This is a genomic window from Tabrizicola sp., assembly GCF_016793705.1.
GTDB lineage: Bacteria > Pseudomonadota > Alphaproteobacteria > Rhodobacterales > Rhodobacteraceae > Tabrizicola.
Window position 1 is genome coordinate 71,391 of sequence record NZ_JAEULO010000018.1, and the last position, 17,571, is coordinate 88,961.

17 protein-coding genes and 1 tRNA gene are annotated in these 17,571 nt (G+C 68.8%); 12 read left to right on the forward strand and 6 right to left on the reverse strand.

Annotation, left to right across the window (positions count from 1 at the left end; translation table 11 throughout):
• Window positions 1-14: 14 nt before the first annotated feature.
• The 8 genes from JNJ68_RS02925 to JNJ68_RS02960 all read left to right on the forward strand — a co-directional run bounded on the left by JNJ68_RS02925 (window position 15) and on the right by JNJ68_RS02960 (window position 7,288).
• Window positions 15-91: transfer RNA gene (locus JNJ68_RS02925), tRNA-Arg, on the forward strand.
• A 66-nt stretch (window positions 92-157) separates the two neighbouring features.
• Entirely contained in the window at window positions 158-1,192 is a 1,035-nt protein-coding gene (locus JNJ68_RS02930) for an AbrB family transcriptional regulator (RefSeq protein WP_294978724.1), read from the forward strand.
• 105 nt (window positions 1,193-1,297) lie between these two features.
• Window positions 1,298-2,191: a metal ABC transporter substrate-binding protein gene (locus tag JNJ68_RS02935; protein WP_294978727.1), complete on the forward strand. Its 894-nt coding sequence runs from the start codon at window positions 1,298-1,300 to the stop codon at window positions 2,189-2,191.
• 4 nt (window positions 2,192-2,195) lie between these two features.
• Window positions 2,196-3,059, forward strand: coding sequence for a manganese/iron ABC transporter ATP-binding protein (locus JNJ68_RS02940; RefSeq protein WP_294978729.1), 864 nt, complete (start codon window positions 2,196-2,198; stop codon window positions 3,057-3,059).
• Window positions 3,060-3,152: 93 nt separating this feature from the next.
• Complete coding sequence (locus JNJ68_RS02945; protein ID WP_294978732.1) at window positions 3,153-3,983, forward strand: metal ABC transporter permease; 831 nt, start codon at window positions 3,153-3,155, stop codon at window positions 3,981-3,983.
• On the forward strand, window positions 3,980-4,816 hold the full coding sequence (locus tag JNJ68_RS02950) for a metal ABC transporter permease (RefSeq protein ID WP_294978734.1): 837 nt from the start codon (window positions 3,980-3,982) through the stop codon (window positions 4,814-4,816). The genes JNJ68_RS02945 and JNJ68_RS02950 overlap by 4 nt, the downstream gene beginning before the upstream one ends.
• Window positions 4,817-4,880: 64 nt before the next feature.
• The gene (locus tag JNJ68_RS02955; RefSeq protein ID WP_294978736.1) at window positions 4,881-6,569 is read left to right on the forward strand and encodes a glycosyltransferase family 4 protein; all 1,689 of its coding nucleotides are present in this window, start codon (window positions 4,881-4,883) and stop codon (window positions 6,567-6,569) included.
• Complete coding sequence (locus JNJ68_RS02960; protein ID WP_294978738.1) at window positions 6,566-7,288, forward strand: SDR family oxidoreductase; 723 nt, start codon at window positions 6,566-6,568, stop codon at window positions 7,286-7,288. The genes JNJ68_RS02955 and JNJ68_RS02960 overlap by 4 nt, the downstream gene beginning before the upstream one ends.
• A 64-nt stretch (window positions 7,289-7,352) precedes the next feature.
• On the opposite strand, the gene JNJ68_RS02965 is transcribed toward JNJ68_RS02960, so the two are convergent.
• A complete protein-coding gene (locus JNJ68_RS02965) occupies window positions 7,353-7,628 on the reverse strand; it encodes a metalloregulator ArsR/SmtB family transcription factor (RefSeq protein WP_294978857.1) in 276 nt (91 codons plus the stop codon).
• Between the two features lie 205 nt (window positions 7,629-7,833).
• Here JNJ68_RS02965 and JNJ68_RS02970 point away from each other — a divergent pair, with 205 nt between their 5' ends.
• Window positions 7,834-8,781 (forward strand): PHP domain-containing protein, encoded by a 948-nt coding sequence (locus JNJ68_RS02970; RefSeq protein ID WP_294978741.1) that lies wholly within the window; start codon window positions 7,834-7,836, stop codon window positions 8,779-8,781.
• 61 nt (window positions 8,782-8,842) lie between these two features.
• On the opposite strand, the gene JNJ68_RS02975 is transcribed toward JNJ68_RS02970, so the two are convergent.
• Window positions 8,843-8,998 carry a hypothetical protein gene (locus JNJ68_RS02975; protein WP_294978744.1) on the reverse strand — a complete coding sequence of 52 codons (156 nt, stop codon included), beginning with the start codon at window positions 8,996-8,998 and terminating at the stop codon, window positions 8,843-8,845.
• A 287-nt stretch (window positions 8,999-9,285) separates the two neighbouring features.
• Between JNJ68_RS02975 and JNJ68_RS02980 the strand changes: the two genes are divergently transcribed.
• Complete coding sequence (locus tag JNJ68_RS02980) at window positions 9,286-9,921, forward strand: YdeI/OmpD-associated family protein (RefSeq protein ID WP_294978746.1); 636 nt, start codon at window positions 9,286-9,288, stop codon at window positions 9,919-9,921.
• A gap of 116 nt (window positions 9,922-10,037) precedes the next feature.
• On the opposite strand, the gene hutU is transcribed toward JNJ68_RS02980, so the two are convergent.
• From hutU to hutI, 3 genes are all read right to left on the reverse strand, one after another.
• On the reverse strand, window positions 10,038-11,711 hold the full coding sequence (gene hutU / locus JNJ68_RS02985) for a urocanate hydratase (protein ID WP_294978749.1): 1,674 nt from the start codon (window positions 11,709-11,711) through the stop codon (window positions 10,038-10,040).
• 66 nt (window positions 11,712-11,777) lie between these two features.
• A complete protein-coding gene (hutH, locus tag JNJ68_RS02990) occupies window positions 11,778-13,322 on the reverse strand; it encodes a histidine ammonia-lyase (protein ID WP_294978752.1) in 1,545 nt (514 codons plus the stop codon).
• Window positions 13,312-14,505 (reverse strand): imidazolonepropionase, encoded by a 1,194-nt coding sequence (gene hutI / locus JNJ68_RS02995; protein WP_294978755.1) that lies wholly within the window; start codon window positions 14,503-14,505, stop codon window positions 13,312-13,314. The genes hutH and hutI overlap by 11 nt, the downstream gene beginning before the upstream one ends.
• Window positions 14,506-14,571: 66 nt before the next feature.
• Between hutI and JNJ68_RS03000 the strand changes: the two genes are divergently transcribed.
• Together JNJ68_RS03000 and JNJ68_RS03005 are read left to right on the forward strand one after the other, a co-directional pair.
• Window positions 14,572-15,921: a formimidoylglutamate deiminase gene (locus tag JNJ68_RS03000; protein ID WP_294978758.1), complete on the forward strand. Its 1,350-nt coding sequence runs from the start codon at window positions 14,572-14,574 to the stop codon at window positions 15,919-15,921.
• Complete coding sequence (locus JNJ68_RS03005; protein WP_294978760.1) at window positions 15,918-16,604, forward strand: GntR family transcriptional regulator; 687 nt, start codon at window positions 15,918-15,920, stop codon at window positions 16,602-16,604. Before JNJ68_RS03000 ends, JNJ68_RS03005 begins: the two co-directional genes overlap by 4 nt.
• Before the next feature lie 14 nt (window positions 16,605-16,618).
• Here JNJ68_RS03005 and JNJ68_RS03010 read toward each other — a convergent pair whose 3' ends face one another.
• Complete coding sequence (locus JNJ68_RS03010) at window positions 16,619-17,464, reverse strand: LysR family transcriptional regulator (protein WP_294978763.1); 846 nt, start codon at window positions 17,462-17,464, stop codon at window positions 16,619-16,621.
• Window positions 17,465-17,571 lie beyond the last annotated feature (107 nt).

Sequence of the window (17,571 nt, forward strand, 5' to 3'; positions counted from 1 at the left end):
AAGGACGGCCCCAGGCACCCATAGCTCAGCTGGATAGAGCGTTGCCCTCCGAAGGCAAAGGTCGCACGTTCGAATCGTGCTGGGTGCGCCAGCCCCTCCTGCCCGCTCCGGCCCGCCGTCGGCCAGTCGTCGGGCCTGCCTGACCTTGGACGCACCCTTGCCGCCACTGGCCCGAATAGCAGCAGGCCTTGGCCTGGGAACCCTGGGCGGGCTCGTCTTCTACGCCCTGTCGCTGCCCTTGCCCTGGATGCTGGGCGCGCTTTTCGCCACCATGACCGCCTCGGTCGCGGGGCTGCCGGTCGCGGGGCCGATGCGCCTTCGGCCCGCCATCGTCGCGGTGATCGGCGTGCTCCTCGGCTCGCGCTTCACCCCCGCCGTCATCGGCCAGGCGGGCGAGGCCTTGGTCACGCTGTCGATCCTGATGGTCTACCTCGCCGCCGTCGCCGCCGTCGTGGTGCCCTGGTACCGCTTCGTCGCGCGGGTCGACTGGACAACCGCCTATTTCGCCGGAATGCCCGGCGGCCTGTCGGAAATGGTCGAACTCGGCGAGGCGAAGGGCGCCGACGTGCCCGCCATCGTGCTGGCGCATTCGCTGCGGATCGTGCTGACCATCGGGCTGATGGCGGTCCTCTTCCGCCTGGTGCTGGGCTATGACGTGGGCGCGGCGGGCAGTGCGGTCGCGGGAACGGCGTTGGGGCTCACGGATGCCGCGGCACTGGCCGCCTGCGCCGTGCTGGGGGCGATCCTCGGTCCCCGTCTGCGGCTGCCTGCGCCGACCTTCCTTGGCCCGCTGATCCTCTCGGCCGCGATCCACATGGCCGGGCTCACCGAAAGCGCGCCGCCTGGCATGCTGATCAACGCGGCCCAGGTCGCGCTCGGCACCATCCTCGGCTGCCGCTTCCTCGGGATCGACACCCGCATGCTGTTCCGCGCCGGGCTCCTGAGCCTCGGCGCCACCGTCCTGACGCTCTGCCTCGCGCTGGTCGGGGCCTTCGCCATGCAGGTGGGCGCAGGGGTCGGGATCGACCAGGCCCTGCTGGCGCTGGCGCCGGGGGGCTTGACCGAGATGGGCCTCATCGCACTCGCCATCCACGCCGACGTGGCCTTCGTCGCCCTGCATCACGTCGTGCGCATCCTGGTGGTCATCGTCGTGGCGCCCGTGCTGGTGCGGCTGGTGCAGCGCGACCCGTAAGGCTCGGAACGCTTCCGCTTTCGCAGGGTCGTCGCGCAGCTGCCCCTTGCCTTCTTGCAAATGCTTCTCATTTACATTCTACTCCGCCCAACCAAAGGAGCGTCCATGCACCTTCCTCGCCGAGCCCTGATCCTCGCAAGCCTCCTCGCCCTGCCGCTCTCCGCGCAGGCGCAAGACCGGCTCAAGGTCGTCACCACCTTCACCGTGATCGCCGACATGGCGCGCAACGTGGCGGGCGAGGGGGTGGATGTCGTCTCCGTCACCAAGCCCGGCGCCGAGATCCATGGCTACGAGCCCACACCGAAGGACATCGTCGCCGCCTCCGACGCCGACCTGATCCTGTGGAACGGCCTCGGCCTCGAACGCTGGTTCGAGCAGTTCCTCGGCAACCTCGGTGACGTGCCCTCGGCCACCCTGACCGACGGAATCGAGCCGATCTCGATCACCGGCGGCGATTACGACGGCAAGCCCAACCCCCATGCCTGGATGAGCCTCGCGAACGCCGCGATCTACGTCGACAACATCGCGGGTGCGCTGTCCGCCGCCGACCCCGAGAATGCCGCGACCTACAAGGCCAATGCCGAGACCTACAAGGCGACCCTCGCCGCCGCGCTCGACCCGCTGAAGGCCCAGATCGCCGCCCTGCCGGAAGACCGCCGCTGGCTCGCCACCTGTGAGGGTGCCTTCTCCTACCTCGCGCGCGACCTTGGCCTTTCCGAGCTGTATCTCTGGCCGATCAACGCCGACCAGCAGGGCAGCCCCCGCCAGGTCCGGGCAGTGATCGACGGGGTGCGCGAGCATCAGATTCCCGCGGTCTTCTGCGAAAGCACCGTCTCCTCCGACCCCGCCGAACAGGTCGCCCGCGAAACCGGCGCGGCCTTCGGCGGCGTGCTTTACGTCGACAGCCTGTCAGACGAGGGCGGCCCGGTCCCGACCTATCTCGACCTGCTGAAAGTCACCACCGAAACCATCGCCCGCGGCCTGGCCCCGGCGGAGTGAGCAGATGCGCGACCATCAGGCGAATACCGAAACCTCCGAAGGCATCTTCGCCGAAGGCGTCACCGTCACCTACCGCAACGGGTTGACCGCGCTGACCGACGCCAGCTTCGAGATCCCCCACGGCACGATCACCGCCCTTGTCGGGGTGAACGGCGCCGGGAAATCCACCCTCTTCAAGGCGATCATGGGTTTCGTCCCCGTCGCCCGCGGCACGATCCGCCTTCTCGGCCTGCCCGTGCGCGAGGCGCTGCGCCGGAACCTCGTCGCCTATGTCCCCCAGGCCGAGGAGGTGGACTGGTCCTTTCCCGTCCTGGTCGAGGATGTGGTCATGATGGGCCGCTACGGCCATATGGGGATGCTCCGTCGCCCCTCCGCCACCGACCGCGCCAAGGTGGATGAGGCGCTGGCGCGGGTGGGCCTGACCGACCTTCGTCACCGCCAGATCGGCGAGCTTTCGGGCGGCCAGAAGAAGCGCGTCTTCCTTGCCCGCGCGCTGGCACAGGAGGGCCGGATCATCCTCCTCGACGAACCCTTCACCGGCGTCGACGTGAAGACAGAAGAGCAGATCATCGCCCTTCTCCGCACGCTCCGCGACGAGGGCCATGTCATGCTGGTCTCGACCCACAACCTTGGCTCGGTCCCCGATTTCTGCGACCGGACCGTGCTGGTGAAGGGCACCGTCCTTGCCCACGGGCCCACGGAAACCACCTTCACCCGTGACAACCTCGAACGCGCCTTCGGCGGCGTCCTGCGTCACTTCACCCTCGGCGGCACCGACCTGCACGAAGACGACGACACCCGCGAGATCAGCATCCTGACCGACGACGAACGCCCCTTCGTGCAATACGGCCGGAAGGGCGACAGATGACCCGCCCCGTCTTTCATCTTTGCCCAAATATCCCCGCCGGAGGCTCTTCCCGCCTCGATGCCCTCCCCATCGCGGGGCATGGGAGCCAACTTCATGCTTGAACCCTTCGCCTACGGCTACATGACCAACGCGATGTGGGTCTCGGCCCTCGTCGGCGGCGTCTGCGGCTTCCTGTCCGCCTATCTCATGCTCAAGGGCTGGTCGCTGATCGGCGACGCGCTTTCCCATTCCGTCGTCCCCGGTGTCGCGGGGGCCTATATCCTCGGCCTCCCCTTCGCCCTCGGCGCCTTCCTCTCCGGGGGCCTCGCCGCCGCCGCCATGCTGTTTCTCGGCACCCGCACCGGGCTGAAGACCGACACCGTCATCGGCCTGATCTTCACCTCCTTCTTCGGCCTCGGCCTGTTCCTGATCTCGATCTACCCCACCTCCGTCTCGATCCAGACCATCACCATGGGCAATATCCTCGCCATCTCCCCCGGCGACACGGCTCAACTCGTGATCATCGGCGGGGTCTCCGCCGCGATCCTGCTGGTTCTCTGGAAGGACCTGATGGTCACCTTCTTCGATGAGGCCCATGCCCGCACCATCGGCCTGCGCCCCGATCTCCTGAAGCTCGTCTTCTTCACCCTCCTCTCCGCCTCGACCGTCGCCGCGATGCAGACGGTGGGGGCCTTCCTTGTCGTTGCCATGGTCGTCACCCCCGGCGCCACCGCCTATCTCCTGACCGACCGCTTTCCCCGCCTCCTGACGCTGGCCGCCAGCATCGGGGCCACGACCGGCTTCGTGGGCGCCTACGTCAGCTACTTCCTCGACGGCGCTACCGGCGGCATCATCGTCCTCCTCCAGACGGCCCTTTTCGCGCTGGCCTTCGTCTTCGCCCCAAAACACGGCCTTCTCGCCGCGAAGCGGAGGGCAAGCGCATGATCGACGCGCTTCTCCAGCCCTTCCAGTTCCCGTTCATGCAGAACGCCTTCCTGATCGCGCTGATCGTGGCGGCGCCTTGCGCGCTTCTCTCCTGCTTCCTGGTGCTGAAGGGCTGGGCGCTGATGGGGGATGCGGTCAGCCATGCCGTCCTGCCCGGCATCGTGCTGGCCTACATGGCGGGCATCCCCCTGCTGGTCGGCGCCTTCGTGGCCGGCCTCGGTTCGGCGCTCCTGACCGGCTACCTTGCCGACAACAGCCGGATCAAGCGTGACACGGTGATGGGCGTGGTCTTCTCCGCGATGTTCGCCAGCGGAGTCGTGCTGATCACCGCCTTCCCGACCGATGTGCACCTCGACCACATCCTCTTCGGCAACATGCTCGGGGTGGGGCAGGGGGACCTGATCACAGCCGCTGCCATCGCCGCCCCCGTGACCCTTGTCCTCGCGCTCAAATGGCGAGACCTGATGCTGCACGCCTTCGACCCGGCCCAGGCCCAGGTTTCGGGCCTGCCGGTGAAGCTTCTGCACTACGGCCTCCTCGCCATACTGGCGCTGACCATCGTCGCCACTTTGTCCTCCGTCGGCCTGATCCTTGCCATCGGCCTTCTGATTGCGCCGGGGGCGATCGCCTTCCTCATCGCCCGCAGCTTCGGCGCCATGCTGATCGCGGCGACCCTTGTCTGCCTCCTCGCCATGCTCGCCGGGCTCTGGGCCAGCTTCCATCTCGACTCGGCCCCCGCGCCGACCATCATCCTGATCCTGACCGGCCTCTTCCTCATGGCCTTCCTGCGCCGGGTGATCCTGACCCGCCGCGCCCAGGGTCCCACCGCCTGATCCGGCTTGCCGAAGCCCGGCCCAGCCTCTACCGATGGGCTGACACCGCAGGGACAGGCCTCTGATGACCGCCACGAATGCCGCAATCTGGTTTGCCACCGACGGCTACGATCCGGTCAAGAAGGGCATCAACGGTCGCCGCGTCGCGGGCGAAAGCTTCCTGCGCGGCTTCTTCGCCCATGGCGAGGTGGACGAATACGTCTCCTTCGCCCATTCCCGGTCCGACCATGCCGCCTTTGCCGACCTCGCCCGCGCCAGCGGCGTGACCGCCCCCCTGCGCGGGGTACGTCTCGACACGCCGATGGCGCTGCGTCCGGTCGATGTGGTGCACTACCCCGCGCCGATCTCGTCGACAGAGCTGTGGCGTCGCGCCCCGGAGGGCGCCGCGGCCTGGGCGCTCTGCGGCATCACCCATACCACCGCCACGCGCAACGTCATGCAGTGCCTTTTCGACCTGCGCTCGGCCCCGCAAATGCCCTGGGACGCGGTGATCTGCACTTCGAAGGCGGTGCAGGCTTCGGTTCGCCGCCTGATGGAACTGGCCGAGGCGCATCTTTCCCAACGCTTTTCCGGCGCGATCCTGCCTGCGCGCCCGCTGCTGCCGGTGATCCCGCTCGGGGTGGATTGCGCCGCGTTCCAGCCCGACGCCGCCTCCGGTTCGGCCCTCCGCGACCGCATCGGCGCCGGTCCCGGCGACTTGGTCGCCGTCTCCATCGCCCGGCTTACCCCCGACGAGAAATTCGACCCGCTGCCGCTGTTCCTGGCGATGGAAGAAGCGGCCGCGACCTGGCGCGCCGAGGGCGGCGGCAAGCTCCACCTCGTTCTCTGCGGCCAGTTCTCCGAACCCCTCTGGCAGGAGGTCTTTGCCACCGCCGCCGCCCGGCTGATGCCCTCCTGCGGCTACCGCCTGCTCGACGGCGCCGATCCCGCCGAGCGCAGGGCGACGCTCTCCGGCGGCGATGTCTTCGTCTTTCCCATCGACAACCTTCAGGAAACCTTCGGTCTCGCCCCCGTGGAAGCGATGGCGGCGGGCCTGCCGGTCATCGTCTCGGACTGGGACGGGATGAAGGACACCGTGACGCCCGACGTGGGCTTCCGCATCCCGACCGAACTGCCGCGCACGGGGGTTTCGAGCTATGTGAGCCACCGCTACCTCGGCGGCACCGACAGCTACCTGCAATACCTCAGCCAGCTCTCGGCGATGACCCCGATCGACGTCGCCGCCCTGGCCCGCGCGCTGGCGACGCTGGCGCGCGACCCCGCCTTGCGGGCGCGGATGGGCGCCGCCGCGCGCGACAGGGCGCGGCGGCTCTACGACTGGTCGGCGGTGATCCCGCAGATGCAGGCGCTCTGGGGCGAACAGGCAGCGATGCTGGCCCACGCCCGCGCGAAAGGCGGCCCCGCGCTTGCCCCGCGCGAGCCCGGGCTGATCCCGGTCGGCCCCGCCGTCGAGGAGATGTTCGCCGCCTACCCGACCGCCTTCGCCGCCCCGGACCGCCGCCTGGCTGCCACCGGGACAAGCGGCCGCGCCTCCGCCGCCGAGACCTTCGAACTCCGGAACTACGTCGCCCGCCGCCGCCTGCTGGAAGACCCGGCCCGGATCGAGACAATCCTTGCCGCCTATGCCGCCACCGGCCCGGGGGGGGCCACCGAGGCCGAGATCGCCGCCGCCACCCGCCTGCCCACCGCCATGATCGCCCGGGCCTCGCTCTGGCTCCTGAAATATCACTTCCTGCAACAGGTGCCGGGATGACCCGCAGGGTCCTGATCACCGGCGCCGGGGCCGGTATCGGCCGCGCCACCGCCCGGCTCTTCCTCGCTGAAGGCTGGGAGGTCACGCTCCTCGGCCGCCGCCGCGCTGCGCTGGAGGAGACCGCCGAGGGCTACACCGCCCGCATCCTGACCGCCGATGTCGGCGATCCGGCGCAGGTCGACGCCGCCTTCGCCGAGCTTCCCCGTCTCGACGTCCTTTTCAACAACGCGGGCATTGCCGCCCCCGCCGCGCCCATCGACGAAATCCCGGTCGAGACATGGCTGGAAGTCAGTCGCACCAACATCACCGGCATGTTCCTCTGCGCCCGCGCCGCCTTCGGCCTGATGCGCCGGCAGTCCCCGCGTGGCGGCCGCATCATCAACAACGGCTCGATCTCGGCGCATGTGCCCCGGCCCGGAAGCACCCCCTATACCATGTCGAAACATGCCGTGACCGGCCTGACCCGCACCCTTGGCCTCGACGGCCGCGCCTTCGACATCGCCTGCGCGCAGATCGACATCGGCAACGCGCTGACCGACATGGCCTCGGCCTTCACGACCGGCGTGCCCCAGGCGAATGGCGAAACCCGCGTGGAACCCGTGATGGACGTCGGCCATGTCGCGGCCATGGTGCTGCACATGGCCAGCCTGCCGCTCGACGTGAACACGCCCTTCGTGACGATCATGGCCCGCGACATGCCCTATATCGGGCGTGGCTGACCAGACCCGCCGACCAGGTTCAGGAATTCCCGGATACCTGGTTTCCGTCCCCGGACGCCCCGGTTCAGGTGAAACTGTGCGGCAAGTCGCGCAGAAGGCTCATCACGCGCGGATCATGCAGCGCATAATAGATCGCTTTCCCCTCGCGCCGCGTGCTCACCAGCCCCTCAAGCCGCAGCCGGGCGAGCTGCTGGCTGACGGCGGCCTGGCGCTGGCCGAGAAGCCCCTCCAGTTCGGTCACCGACTTCTCGCCGCCCGCGAGATGGCACAGGATCAGCAGCCGTCCCTCATGGCTCATCGCCTTCAGGAAGGCCGCGATCTCCTCGGCCCGCCCGGTCATCCATGGGGCGATCTCGTGATCCTCCACCCGGGCCGGGCCTGCATCGACGCGCTCCATCCTCATTACACCACCCACACAACCTCACATTGCAAACCGATAGCATGTGCCGCAGGCCACCACGACAGTCCCTTGCGAGGCGCGCCGCCGCCGGGCAAGGTTCCGCCGAAGCGCGGGGCCGTCCCGCCGCTCTGCCGAAGGATCCACAATGCGACCCTCTGCCTTTACCGCCCCCGGCCGCTTCTGGCGCGGCAACCTGCACACCCATTCCACCCGCTCCGACGGCGTGCTCTCGCCCGAGGAGGTCTGCCGCCGCTACCGGGCCGAAGGCTATGACTTCCTGGCGATCACCGACCATTTCATCGGTATCTACGGCTATCCGATGGTCGATACCCGCCCCTTCCGCACCGAGGGTTTCACCACCCTGATCGGCGCCGAGCTGCATTCCGGCGCGCAGTCGAACGGCGAGCTGTGGCATATCCTCGCCGTGGGCCTGCCCGACGATTTCGCGCCGCCCGCGACGACCAGCTTCATCGCCGAGCCGGGGCAGGAGACCGGGCCCGAGATCGCCGCCCGCGCCGTCGCCGCCGGGGCCTTCGTCGCCGTGGCCCATCCGCAATGGTCCGGCCTGACGCTGGCCGACGCCCGAACCATCGAGGCCGCCCATGCGGTCGAGATCTACAACCACGGCTGCGCGACCGGCTGCGACCGTCCGGACGGGGCAGGGATCGCCGACCTGCTGCTGACCGAGGGCCGCAGGCTCAGCCTTATCGCCACGGACGACGCGCATTTCCACGAGCCCGACCATTTCGGCGGCTGGGTCATGGTCAAGGCCACCGAGAACACGCCCGAGGCGCTGCTCGCCGCCCTCAAGCGCGGCGACTTCTACTCCAGCCAGGGTCCGCAGATCCATGACGTGTATCTTGATGGCGGCAAGGCGGTGGTCGAATGCTCGGCCGCCGTCTCGGTGGTGGCGATGGGCTGGGGCACCGGCGCGCAGGGCGTGCACGGCCATTCGATGACCCGCTGCGAGGTTCCGCTCGACCGTCTGCTCGGCAGCCCCTGGGTCCGGGTCTCGGTCATCGACGCCGCAGGCCGCCGCGCCTGGTCCAACCCGATCTGGCGTGAAGCGGGAAAGAACCCGCGCATCCTGTGAAACCACTTCGGCCTGCGTCCGGGTCAGCCCGGGGCGCGGGCCCCATCCGCCAGCGGCAGAGTCAGGCCAGCGACCCTTTCTGGGTAAGGAACACCGGGACCCGGGCCTTCGCCGGATCGGTCCGATATCCCTTCAGCCGTTCGATCCGCCGCAGCGCCGGATCTTCGCGCCACATCGCTCGGAAACACCAGGTCAGGACTGCTCTCGAACCGCTCATGTCTCTCTCCCCAGGATGGCTTTGGTTAATGAAATTCTCCCGCATAAGTTGTGCCGCAGATGGCCGATCCAAGGAAATTCGGGGAAAGATGATGGCGGGATCGTGGAAAGGGGCGCGATCCCCGAACGATCGGACGGAATCCGCCACGCTGTTGCGCGGCCCGAGGCGGGACCGGCAGCACTGAACGACAGGCCAGGCCAGACCGCGACCCGGACTGCCATGTCCGCAGCGCCTCCGCCCTTGCGTCTCGCCCGCCCGCGGTCGACACTGCTTCGGCAGGAGGACCGATGCCCGACCGCGTCATGATCACCGACCCCGAGGTCTTCTTCGCTGAAGGTTGCGGCCGCTGCGACCGCTTCGCCACGCCGGACTGCTCCACCCGCCGCTGGCTGTCCGGCCTCCTCGCGCTGCGCCGCCTCGCGCAGGACGCGGGCCTTGAGGAAACCGCGAAATGGGGCCATCCCTGCTACATGCATGCAGGCCGCAACATCGCGATCATGGGCGCCTTCCGTGACGACTTCCGCCTGACCTTCTTCAACGCCGCCCTGATGCAGGACCCCGAGGGTGTGCTGGAGAAACAGGGCCCGAACACCCGGCACCCCGACTGCCTTCGCTTCACCGACAACGCCGCCCCCGCCGCGCTGGCGCCGGTGATCCGCGCCTATCTGGCCGAGGCGATGAGATACGCCGACCAGGGCCTCCTGCCGCTGAAGGAGCGCTCCGAGATCGACCTGCCCCCCGAACTGGTCGAAGCGCTGGATGCCGATCCCGAGCTGGCCGAGGCCTTCGCCGCCCTCACCCCCGGACGGCAGAAAAGCTGGGCGCTGCATCTGACCAGCACCAAGACCCCGGCGACCCGGCTTTCCCGGATCGCGAAGGGCCGCGCGAAGATCCTCGCGGGCAAGGGCGCCACCGAATACTGACCGCGCCCGTAGGTCGGGGCTTGCCCCGACTCTCCGATGGTTGACATTCTCTGAACACCCACACCCAACCCCCTGATTCCGCTATGAACCAAGGGCCTGTCCTGCGTGGACAGCCCTCAGTTCCCCAATATCCCCGGCAGCCGCAACCCATGCTCCTTCGCGCAGGCGATGGCGGTCTCATACCCCGCATCCGCGTGCCGCCAGACGCCAGAGGCCGGGTCATTCCACAAGACCCTTTCCAGCCGCTTCGCCGCCTCCGGCGTCCCGTCCGCCAGGATCACCACCCCGGCGTGCTGGGAGAACCCCATCCCCACGCCCCCGCCGTGATGCAGGCTGACCCAGGTCGCCCCCGAGGCGGTGTTGACCAGCGCGTTCAGGAGCGGCCAGTCGGAAACCGCATCCGACCCGTCCCGCATCGCCTCGGTCTCGCGGTTCGGGCTCGCCACCGACCCCGAATCCAGATGGTCGCGTCCGATCACGATCGGCGCCTTCAGCTCGCCCGAGGCCACCATCTCGTTGAACATCAGCCCCGCCCGGTGCCGGTCGCCGAGGCCGATCCAGCAGATGCGCGCGGGCAACCCCTGGAAGGCGATCCGCTCGCCCGCCATGTCCAGCCAGCGGTGCAGATGGGCGTTCTCGGGGAAGAGCCGCTTCATCGCCGCGTCGGTCTTGCGGATATCCTCCGGGTCGCCGGAGAGGGCACACCAGCGGAACGGCCCGATCCCCTTGCAGAAGAGCGGACGGATATAGGCGGGCACGAAACCGGGGAAGGCGAAAGCCTCGGCGAACCCCTCGTCCTTAGCGACCTGCCGGATGTTGTTGCCGTAGTCCAGCGTCGGCACGCCCGCGTTCCAGAATCCGACCATCGCCTCGACATGCACCCGCATCGAGGCGCGCGCGGCCTTTTCCACCGCCGCCGGATCGGTCTCCTGCTTCGCCCGCCATTCCGCGACGGACCACCCCGCCGGGCAATAGCCGTGCAGCGGATCGTGGGCCGAGGTCTGGTCGGTCACGATGTCGGGCCGCACGCCCCGCTTCAATAGTTCCGGGAAGACCTCCGCCGCGTTGCCGAGGAGCCCCACCGACTTCGCCTCGCCCTTCGCGGTCCACTCCGCGATCAGGGCCAGCGCCTCGTCCAGCGTCTTCGCCTTGGCGTCGACGTAGCGGGTACGCAGGCGGAAGTCGATCCGCGTCTCGTCGACCTCCACCGCCAGGCATGAGGCCCCGGCCATCACCGCCGCCAAAGGCTGCGCGCCACCCATGCCGCCAAGGCCACCGGTCAGGATCCATTTGCCCTTGAGATCTCCGCCATAGTGCTGGCGACCCGCCTCGGCGAAGGTCTCGTAGGTGCCCTGCACGATGCCTTGCGTGCCGATATAGATCCAGGACCCTGCGGTCATCTGGCCATACATCATCAGGCCCTTCTTATCCAACTCGTTGAAATGCGCCCAGGTCGCCCAATGCGGCACGAGGTTCGAGTTCGCGATCAGCACTCGCGGCGCGTCCGTGTGGGTGCGCACGATGGCGATGGGTTTGCCGGACTGGACGACCAGAGTCTCGTCGGCCTCCAGGTCCTTCAGGCCGGCGACGATGCGGTCGAAATCCTCCCAGGTCCGCGCCGCCCGGCCGATCCCGCCATAGACCACCAGCTCATGCGGATTTTCGGCCACGTCCGGGTGCAGGTTGTTCATCAGCATCCGCATCGCGGCCTCGCCGGCCCAGGTCTTCGCGGTCTTCTCGGGGCCGGTCGGCGGGTAGATGTCGCGCAGGTTGTGGCGGGGGTTGGTCATGGTCAGGCTCCATCGCTGGTGGAGGCCCCGGGGGCGCTTCGCCCCCCGGACCCCCAGAGGATACTTTCAGACAGAAAATGCAGATAGGTCCGGCATCGGGATGCCGGTGGCTTGGGAGAGGGTGCCTGCCGCCACCAGCGCTGCGGCTTTCGCAAGGTCGGGGGCGAGATAGCGGTCGTCCTCCAGCGCGCGAACCTCGGTGCGCAGCGCGCGGACGGCGGCTTGCAGGGGGGCGGAGGTCTTCAGCGGTGCGCGGAACTCCACCCCTTGCGCGGCGCACATCGCCTCGACCCCGAGGATCACGTTCAGGTTCTTCACCATCCGGCGCAGGCGGCGCGCGCCGTGGGCGGCCATGCTGACATGGTCCTCCTGGTTGGCGGAGGTCGGAGTCGAGTCGATCACGGTCGGATGCGCCAGGTGCTTGTTTTCGCTCATCAAGGCGGCGGTGGTGACTTCGGCGATCATCAGGCCGGAGTTCAGGCCGGGCTTCGGCGTCAGGAAGGCGGGCAGGTCGAACGACAGCGTCGGGTCGACCATCAGCGCCACCCGCCGCTGGGCAATCGCGCCGATTTCGGCAAGCGCCATGGCGATCATGTCGGCGGCAAAGCCCACCGGCTCGGCATGGAAGTTGCCGCCACTGACGATCTGGCCGTCCGATAGCACCAGGGGGTTGTCGGTCGCGGCATTGGCTTCGGTCTGCAGGGTGCGCGCGGCCATGCGCAGCACGTCCATCGCGGCGCCCGTCACCTGCGGCTGGCAGCGGATGCAGTAGGGGTCTTGCACGCGGGTATCGCCTTCGCGGTGGCTTTCGCGGATTTCGCTGCCCGCCAGGAGGGCGCGCATGGTGGTGGCCGCGTCGATCTGCCCCGGCTGGCCGCGAAGCGCATGGATTTCCGCTTCCAGCGGCGCGGTGGAGCCCATGATGGCGTCGGTCGAGAGCGCCGAGATCACCAGCGCCTCGCGCGCGGCCTGCCAGCCCTGGAAGAGGCCGGCGAGCGCGTAGGCCGTGGAGAACTGGGTGCCGTTGATCAGCGCCAGCCCTTCTTTCGCTCCAAGGCGGATGGGTGAAATGCCTTTCATCGCAAGCGCTTCCGCGCCGGGCCTCACCTGACCGTCGACCGTGGCCTCGCCATGGCCGATCATCACGGCGGTCATGTGAGCCAGGGGCGCGAGGTCTCCGCTGGCGCCGACCGAGCCCTGGTCGGGGATCACCGGGGTGACACGGTGTTCCAGCATCGCCTCGATGCAGGCCACCACTTCGGGGCGCACGCCAGAGGCCCCGCGCCCGAGCGACAGAAGTTTCAGCACCATCATCAGCCGCGCCACGTCTTCCGGCATCGTCGCGCCCACGCCGCAGCAATGGCTGAGGATCAGGTTTTTCTGAAGCGTGGCAGTGTCTTCCGGCGCGATCTTGATGCTGGCCAGCTTGCCGAAGCCGGTGTTCACCCCGTAGACCGCCGTACCGCCATTCGCCGCTGCCGCGATGTGGCTTGCCGCCCGTTCGATGCCGGGACGGGCGCTGTCGGCCAGCCGGGCCGGCAGCTTGCCGCGGAAGATGCGCTCAAGCTGCGCCAGCGTGACCTGGCCGGGGATCAGGATTTCAGGCGTCAAGACGGCCTCCGAAGATGCGTTTGGAAAGTGGCGTTGCGCCGATGCGGTAGGCGAGTTCCGCCGGGTGGTCGGCGTCCCAGATGCAGAGATCGGCCCGCAGGCCCGGCACGATGCGGCCCCGGTTGGCAAGGCCGAGGGCCTTCGCCGCATGGGCGGTGGTGCCCAGCAGCGCTTCCTCCGGCGTCAGGCGGAAGAGGGTGCAAGCCATGTTCATCGCCAGCGTCAAGGAAGCCAGCGGCGAGGAGCCGGGGTTGAGGTCGGTCGCCACCGCCATCGGCACCCCTGCGGCGCGCAGGGCGGCGATCGGGGGCGCCTGCGTCTCGCGCAGGGTGTAGAACGCGCCCGGCAGGATCACGGCGACGGTGCCCGCCGCTTTCATCGCGGCGATCCCTTCGGGCGAAAGATATTCCAGATGGTCCGCCGACAACGCCCCGCGCTGCGCCGCGAAGGCGGCCCCACCCTGGTCGGTCAACTGCTCGGCATGGAGCTTCACCGGCAGGCCAAGCGCGCGGGCCTCGGCGAACAAAGGCGCCAGTTCCTCGACCGAGAAGGCGATGGTTTCGCAGAAGGCATCGACCGCATCGACCAGCCCCTCGGCATGGGCCGCCCGCAGCGAGGGGATCGCCACCTCGGCAATATAACCCTTTGCATTGCCCTTGAATTCCGGCGGGATGGCGTGGGCGGCAAGATGCGTCGTCTTCACTGTCACCGGGCATTCTTGCCCGATCCGGCGCGCGACGCGCAGCATCTTCAGCTCGTCCGCAACCGTCAGCCCATAGCCCGATTTCACCTCGATGGTCGTGGCACCCGAAGTGATCAGCTGGTCGACGCGGGGCAGGGCGCGCGCCAGCAGCTCCGCCTCCGAAGCCGCCCGCGTCGCCGTCACGGTCGAGAGAATCCCGCCCCCGGCGCGGGCGACCTCCTCATAGCTCGCCCCCTTCAGCCGCAGCTCGAACTCCACCGCCCGGTGGCCGCCGAAGACCGCATGGGTGTGGCAGTCGATCAGGCCGGGAGTGACAAGCCTGCCCGCGGCGTCATGCCCGGGAAGCGACCGATAGGCGGCAGGCAGGTCGGCCATCGGCCCCGCCCAGGCGATCCGCTCGCCCTCCAGCGCCACGGCAGCGTCGGGGATCAGGCCGTAGCCATTCGTCATCGTCGCAAGGGTGGCATGGGTCAGGAGCATCGGCTTGCCTTATGCGTGGTGTAATGGCTAATATGTCTAGACATAATGCAAGTCAAGTGAGTCGCCATGATCCTGCACGCCGAATCCGCTCTGCTGCCCGAGGGCTGGGCAAGCGACGTCCGTATCGTGATCGAGGACGGTCGCATTGCCTCGGTCAACCATGGCCACGCGCCCGAGGGGCTGGCCTACGGCTGTCTTGTCCCGGCACCGGTGAACCTGCACTCCCACACCTTCCAGCGGGCGATGGCCGGAATGACCGAGGCGCGAACCGCGGGGCAGGACAGTTTCTGGACCTGGCGCGCGCTGATGTATCGCTTCCTCCAAAGGCTCTCGCCCGAGGATGTGCAGGCGATCGCGGCGCAAGCGATGGTGGAGATGGCGGAGAGCGGCTTCTCGGCGGTATGCGAGTTTCACTACCTGCACCACCCGGTCGGCGGTGGCACTTATGCCGATCCGGCGGAGATGTCGGCCCGGATCGCGGCGGCGGCGGGTGAGACCGGGCTGGGGCTGACCCATCTGCCGGTGATCTACGAACAGGGCGGAGTCGATGGTCGTGCGCTGGCCGGGGGGCAGTTGCGCTTCGGTTCCTCGCCCGAGGTCTATGCCGCCATCCTTGAAGGGGCGCGGGCGGCGTTGTCGGTTCTGCCCGACGCCGGGCTAGGCGTCGCACCGCATTCGCTGCGGGCGGTCAGCCGGGCGACGCTGGACAAGGTCGCGGGCATGGTGCCCGGCGGGCCGGTGCACATCCACATCGCCGAGCAGGTCGCCGAAGTGACTGAAGTCCAGGCCGCCTGGGGCGCGCGTCCCGTCGACTGGGCGCTGGCAAACCTGCCCCTCGACGCGCGCTGGTGCATGATCCACGCCACTCAGATGACCTCCTCCGAAACCGCCGCGCTGGCGAGGACCGGGGCCGTCGCGGGCCTCTGCCCGATCACCGAGGCGAACCTCGGCGATGGCATTTTCGACGGCCCCGGCTGGATGGCGGCGGACGGCGCCTTCGGGGTCGGGACGGACAGCAACGTCCGCATCTCGCTGGCCGAGGAGTTGCGGCTGCTGGAGTATTCCCAGCGCCTCAACCACAAGGCGCGGGCTGTCATGGCCGACGCCCGGTCTACCGGGCGCTTCCTGTGGGAGCGGGCGCTGAAGGGCGGCGCGCAGGCGGCGGGGCGGACCAGTGGCCGCATCGAGGTCGGGCAATGGGCTGACCTTGTTGCGCTCGATACCGGCGATCTGCGGCTGGAGGGGGTTCAGGGAGACCAGCTGCTTGACGCCTTCCTCTTCGCCGGGCGCGACGGCCTTGTGACCGACCTCTGGTCCGCCGGGCGCCACATCGTCCGCGAGGGCCGCCACATCGCCCGAGACGCCGTGGAGGCCCGCTTCCGCGCCACCATGCGCCGCCTGCGCGAGGCGCTGTGACACTGGGCTGGGAGGACATCCGCGCCGAAGTGCTGCGCCGCATCCGGGCGCGCGACTGGCCTCCCGGTGCGCTGATCCCGGGCGAGGAGGCGCTGGCCGAGGAATTCGGCGTGGCCCGCGCCACGGTGAACCGCGCCCTGCGCGACCTTGCCGAGGCCGGGGTGATCGAGCGCAAGAAGCGGGCCGGGACGCGGGTCGCCGAGCTGCCGGTCAGGCGGGCACGGCTGGAGATCCCGGTGATCCGGCTGGATGTACTGGGCCGCGGGCTGACCTATGACTTCAAGCTTCTGGCCGACCGTCTGACCCCTGCGCCGGTGCCGGTGACGGCCAGGCTTGGTCTGCCCGAGGGCACCCAGATGCGCTGCCTTGAAACGCTGCATCTGGCGGGCGGCAGGCCATATGTTCTGGAAAGCCGCTGGCTGAATCCCGCCGCGCTTCCCGTACCGACGCCCGATTTCGCCAGGGTCAGCGCGAATGAGTGGCTGGTGACGCATGTCAGCCTCGTCTCTGGCGATATCGCCTTCACCGCCGAACCGGCCGGCGCGCGCGAGGCGGACGTGCTGGGCGTAGCCCCCGGCACGGCGCTTCTGGTGGCGGAACGGACGACCCATGGCACCGCCGGGCCGGTGACGCTGGTGCGGCTCGCCCATGCGCCGGGGCATCGGGTGCAGATGACGTTCTAGCGGGGGGCAGCGCTTCAGCCGAAGTTCCGCGCGACCAGTTGCGTCAGCCTGCGGTGCAGGGGCAGGGTCCGGTGCCGGATGTGGATCGCCGCAAAGACCGGCTGGCGCAGGTCCGGCGCATCCTCCACCGCCATGAAGCGGCCCCCCGCCACAAGATCGGCGGCGGTCTTTTCCAGCACATAGCCCGACCCGCCCATCGCCGTCAGCAGCGACACGACGGAACCCGACTGCCCGACCGAAACCGCCGCCGTGGCAAGGTCCGGCGTCAGCTGGCGATGCATCTCCTCGAAGGCGGGAGAAAAATGCGCGAACACGAAGCGGGCGGGCGTGACTTCGGCCAGTCTCGCGGTCTCGGTCGAGATCATGCGGTAGGTCACGTCGCCCACGCTTTCGAAATGCAGGTCGGGGTGGGGCTTGGGGCTGAACATCACCGCGAAGTCGAGGATCCCTGTCAGAAGGTCGGCGCACATCTGGTTGGAATAATCCGGCTCGATGTAGAAGGCGGTCTCGGGCAGGACCGCACGGAACCGCGCCACCCAGTCGCCCAGATAGACCGCCGCAAGGTCGTTCTGGATGCCAAGCCGCATCAGCTGCGAGGCGCCTTGCGGGATCTGGATGCGACGCCGCGCCTCGTTCCATTCGTGGCGCAGGGCGCGGGCATGGGGCTCGAACCGCTTGCCCTCGGGCGTGAGGTCGGTCCCGGCGCGCGAGCGGTCGAAGAGCCTTGACCCGACGGCCTGTTCCAGGGCGGTCACGCGGGCAGAGACGGTGGACTGGGTGATCCGAAGCCGCTCCGCCGTGCGGTGGAAGCTGCGGGTTTCCGCCAGGTCAAGGAAGGTTTCGAGAAGGTCGATCTGCATTGCGGGCCGTGACACCTGGTGGTGAGTGCCGGGGGTTTCACACCCCCGGACCCCCGTGGGATATTTGGAGACAGAAAATGGTCTCCTGATCGAGTTTGTCGATCAAT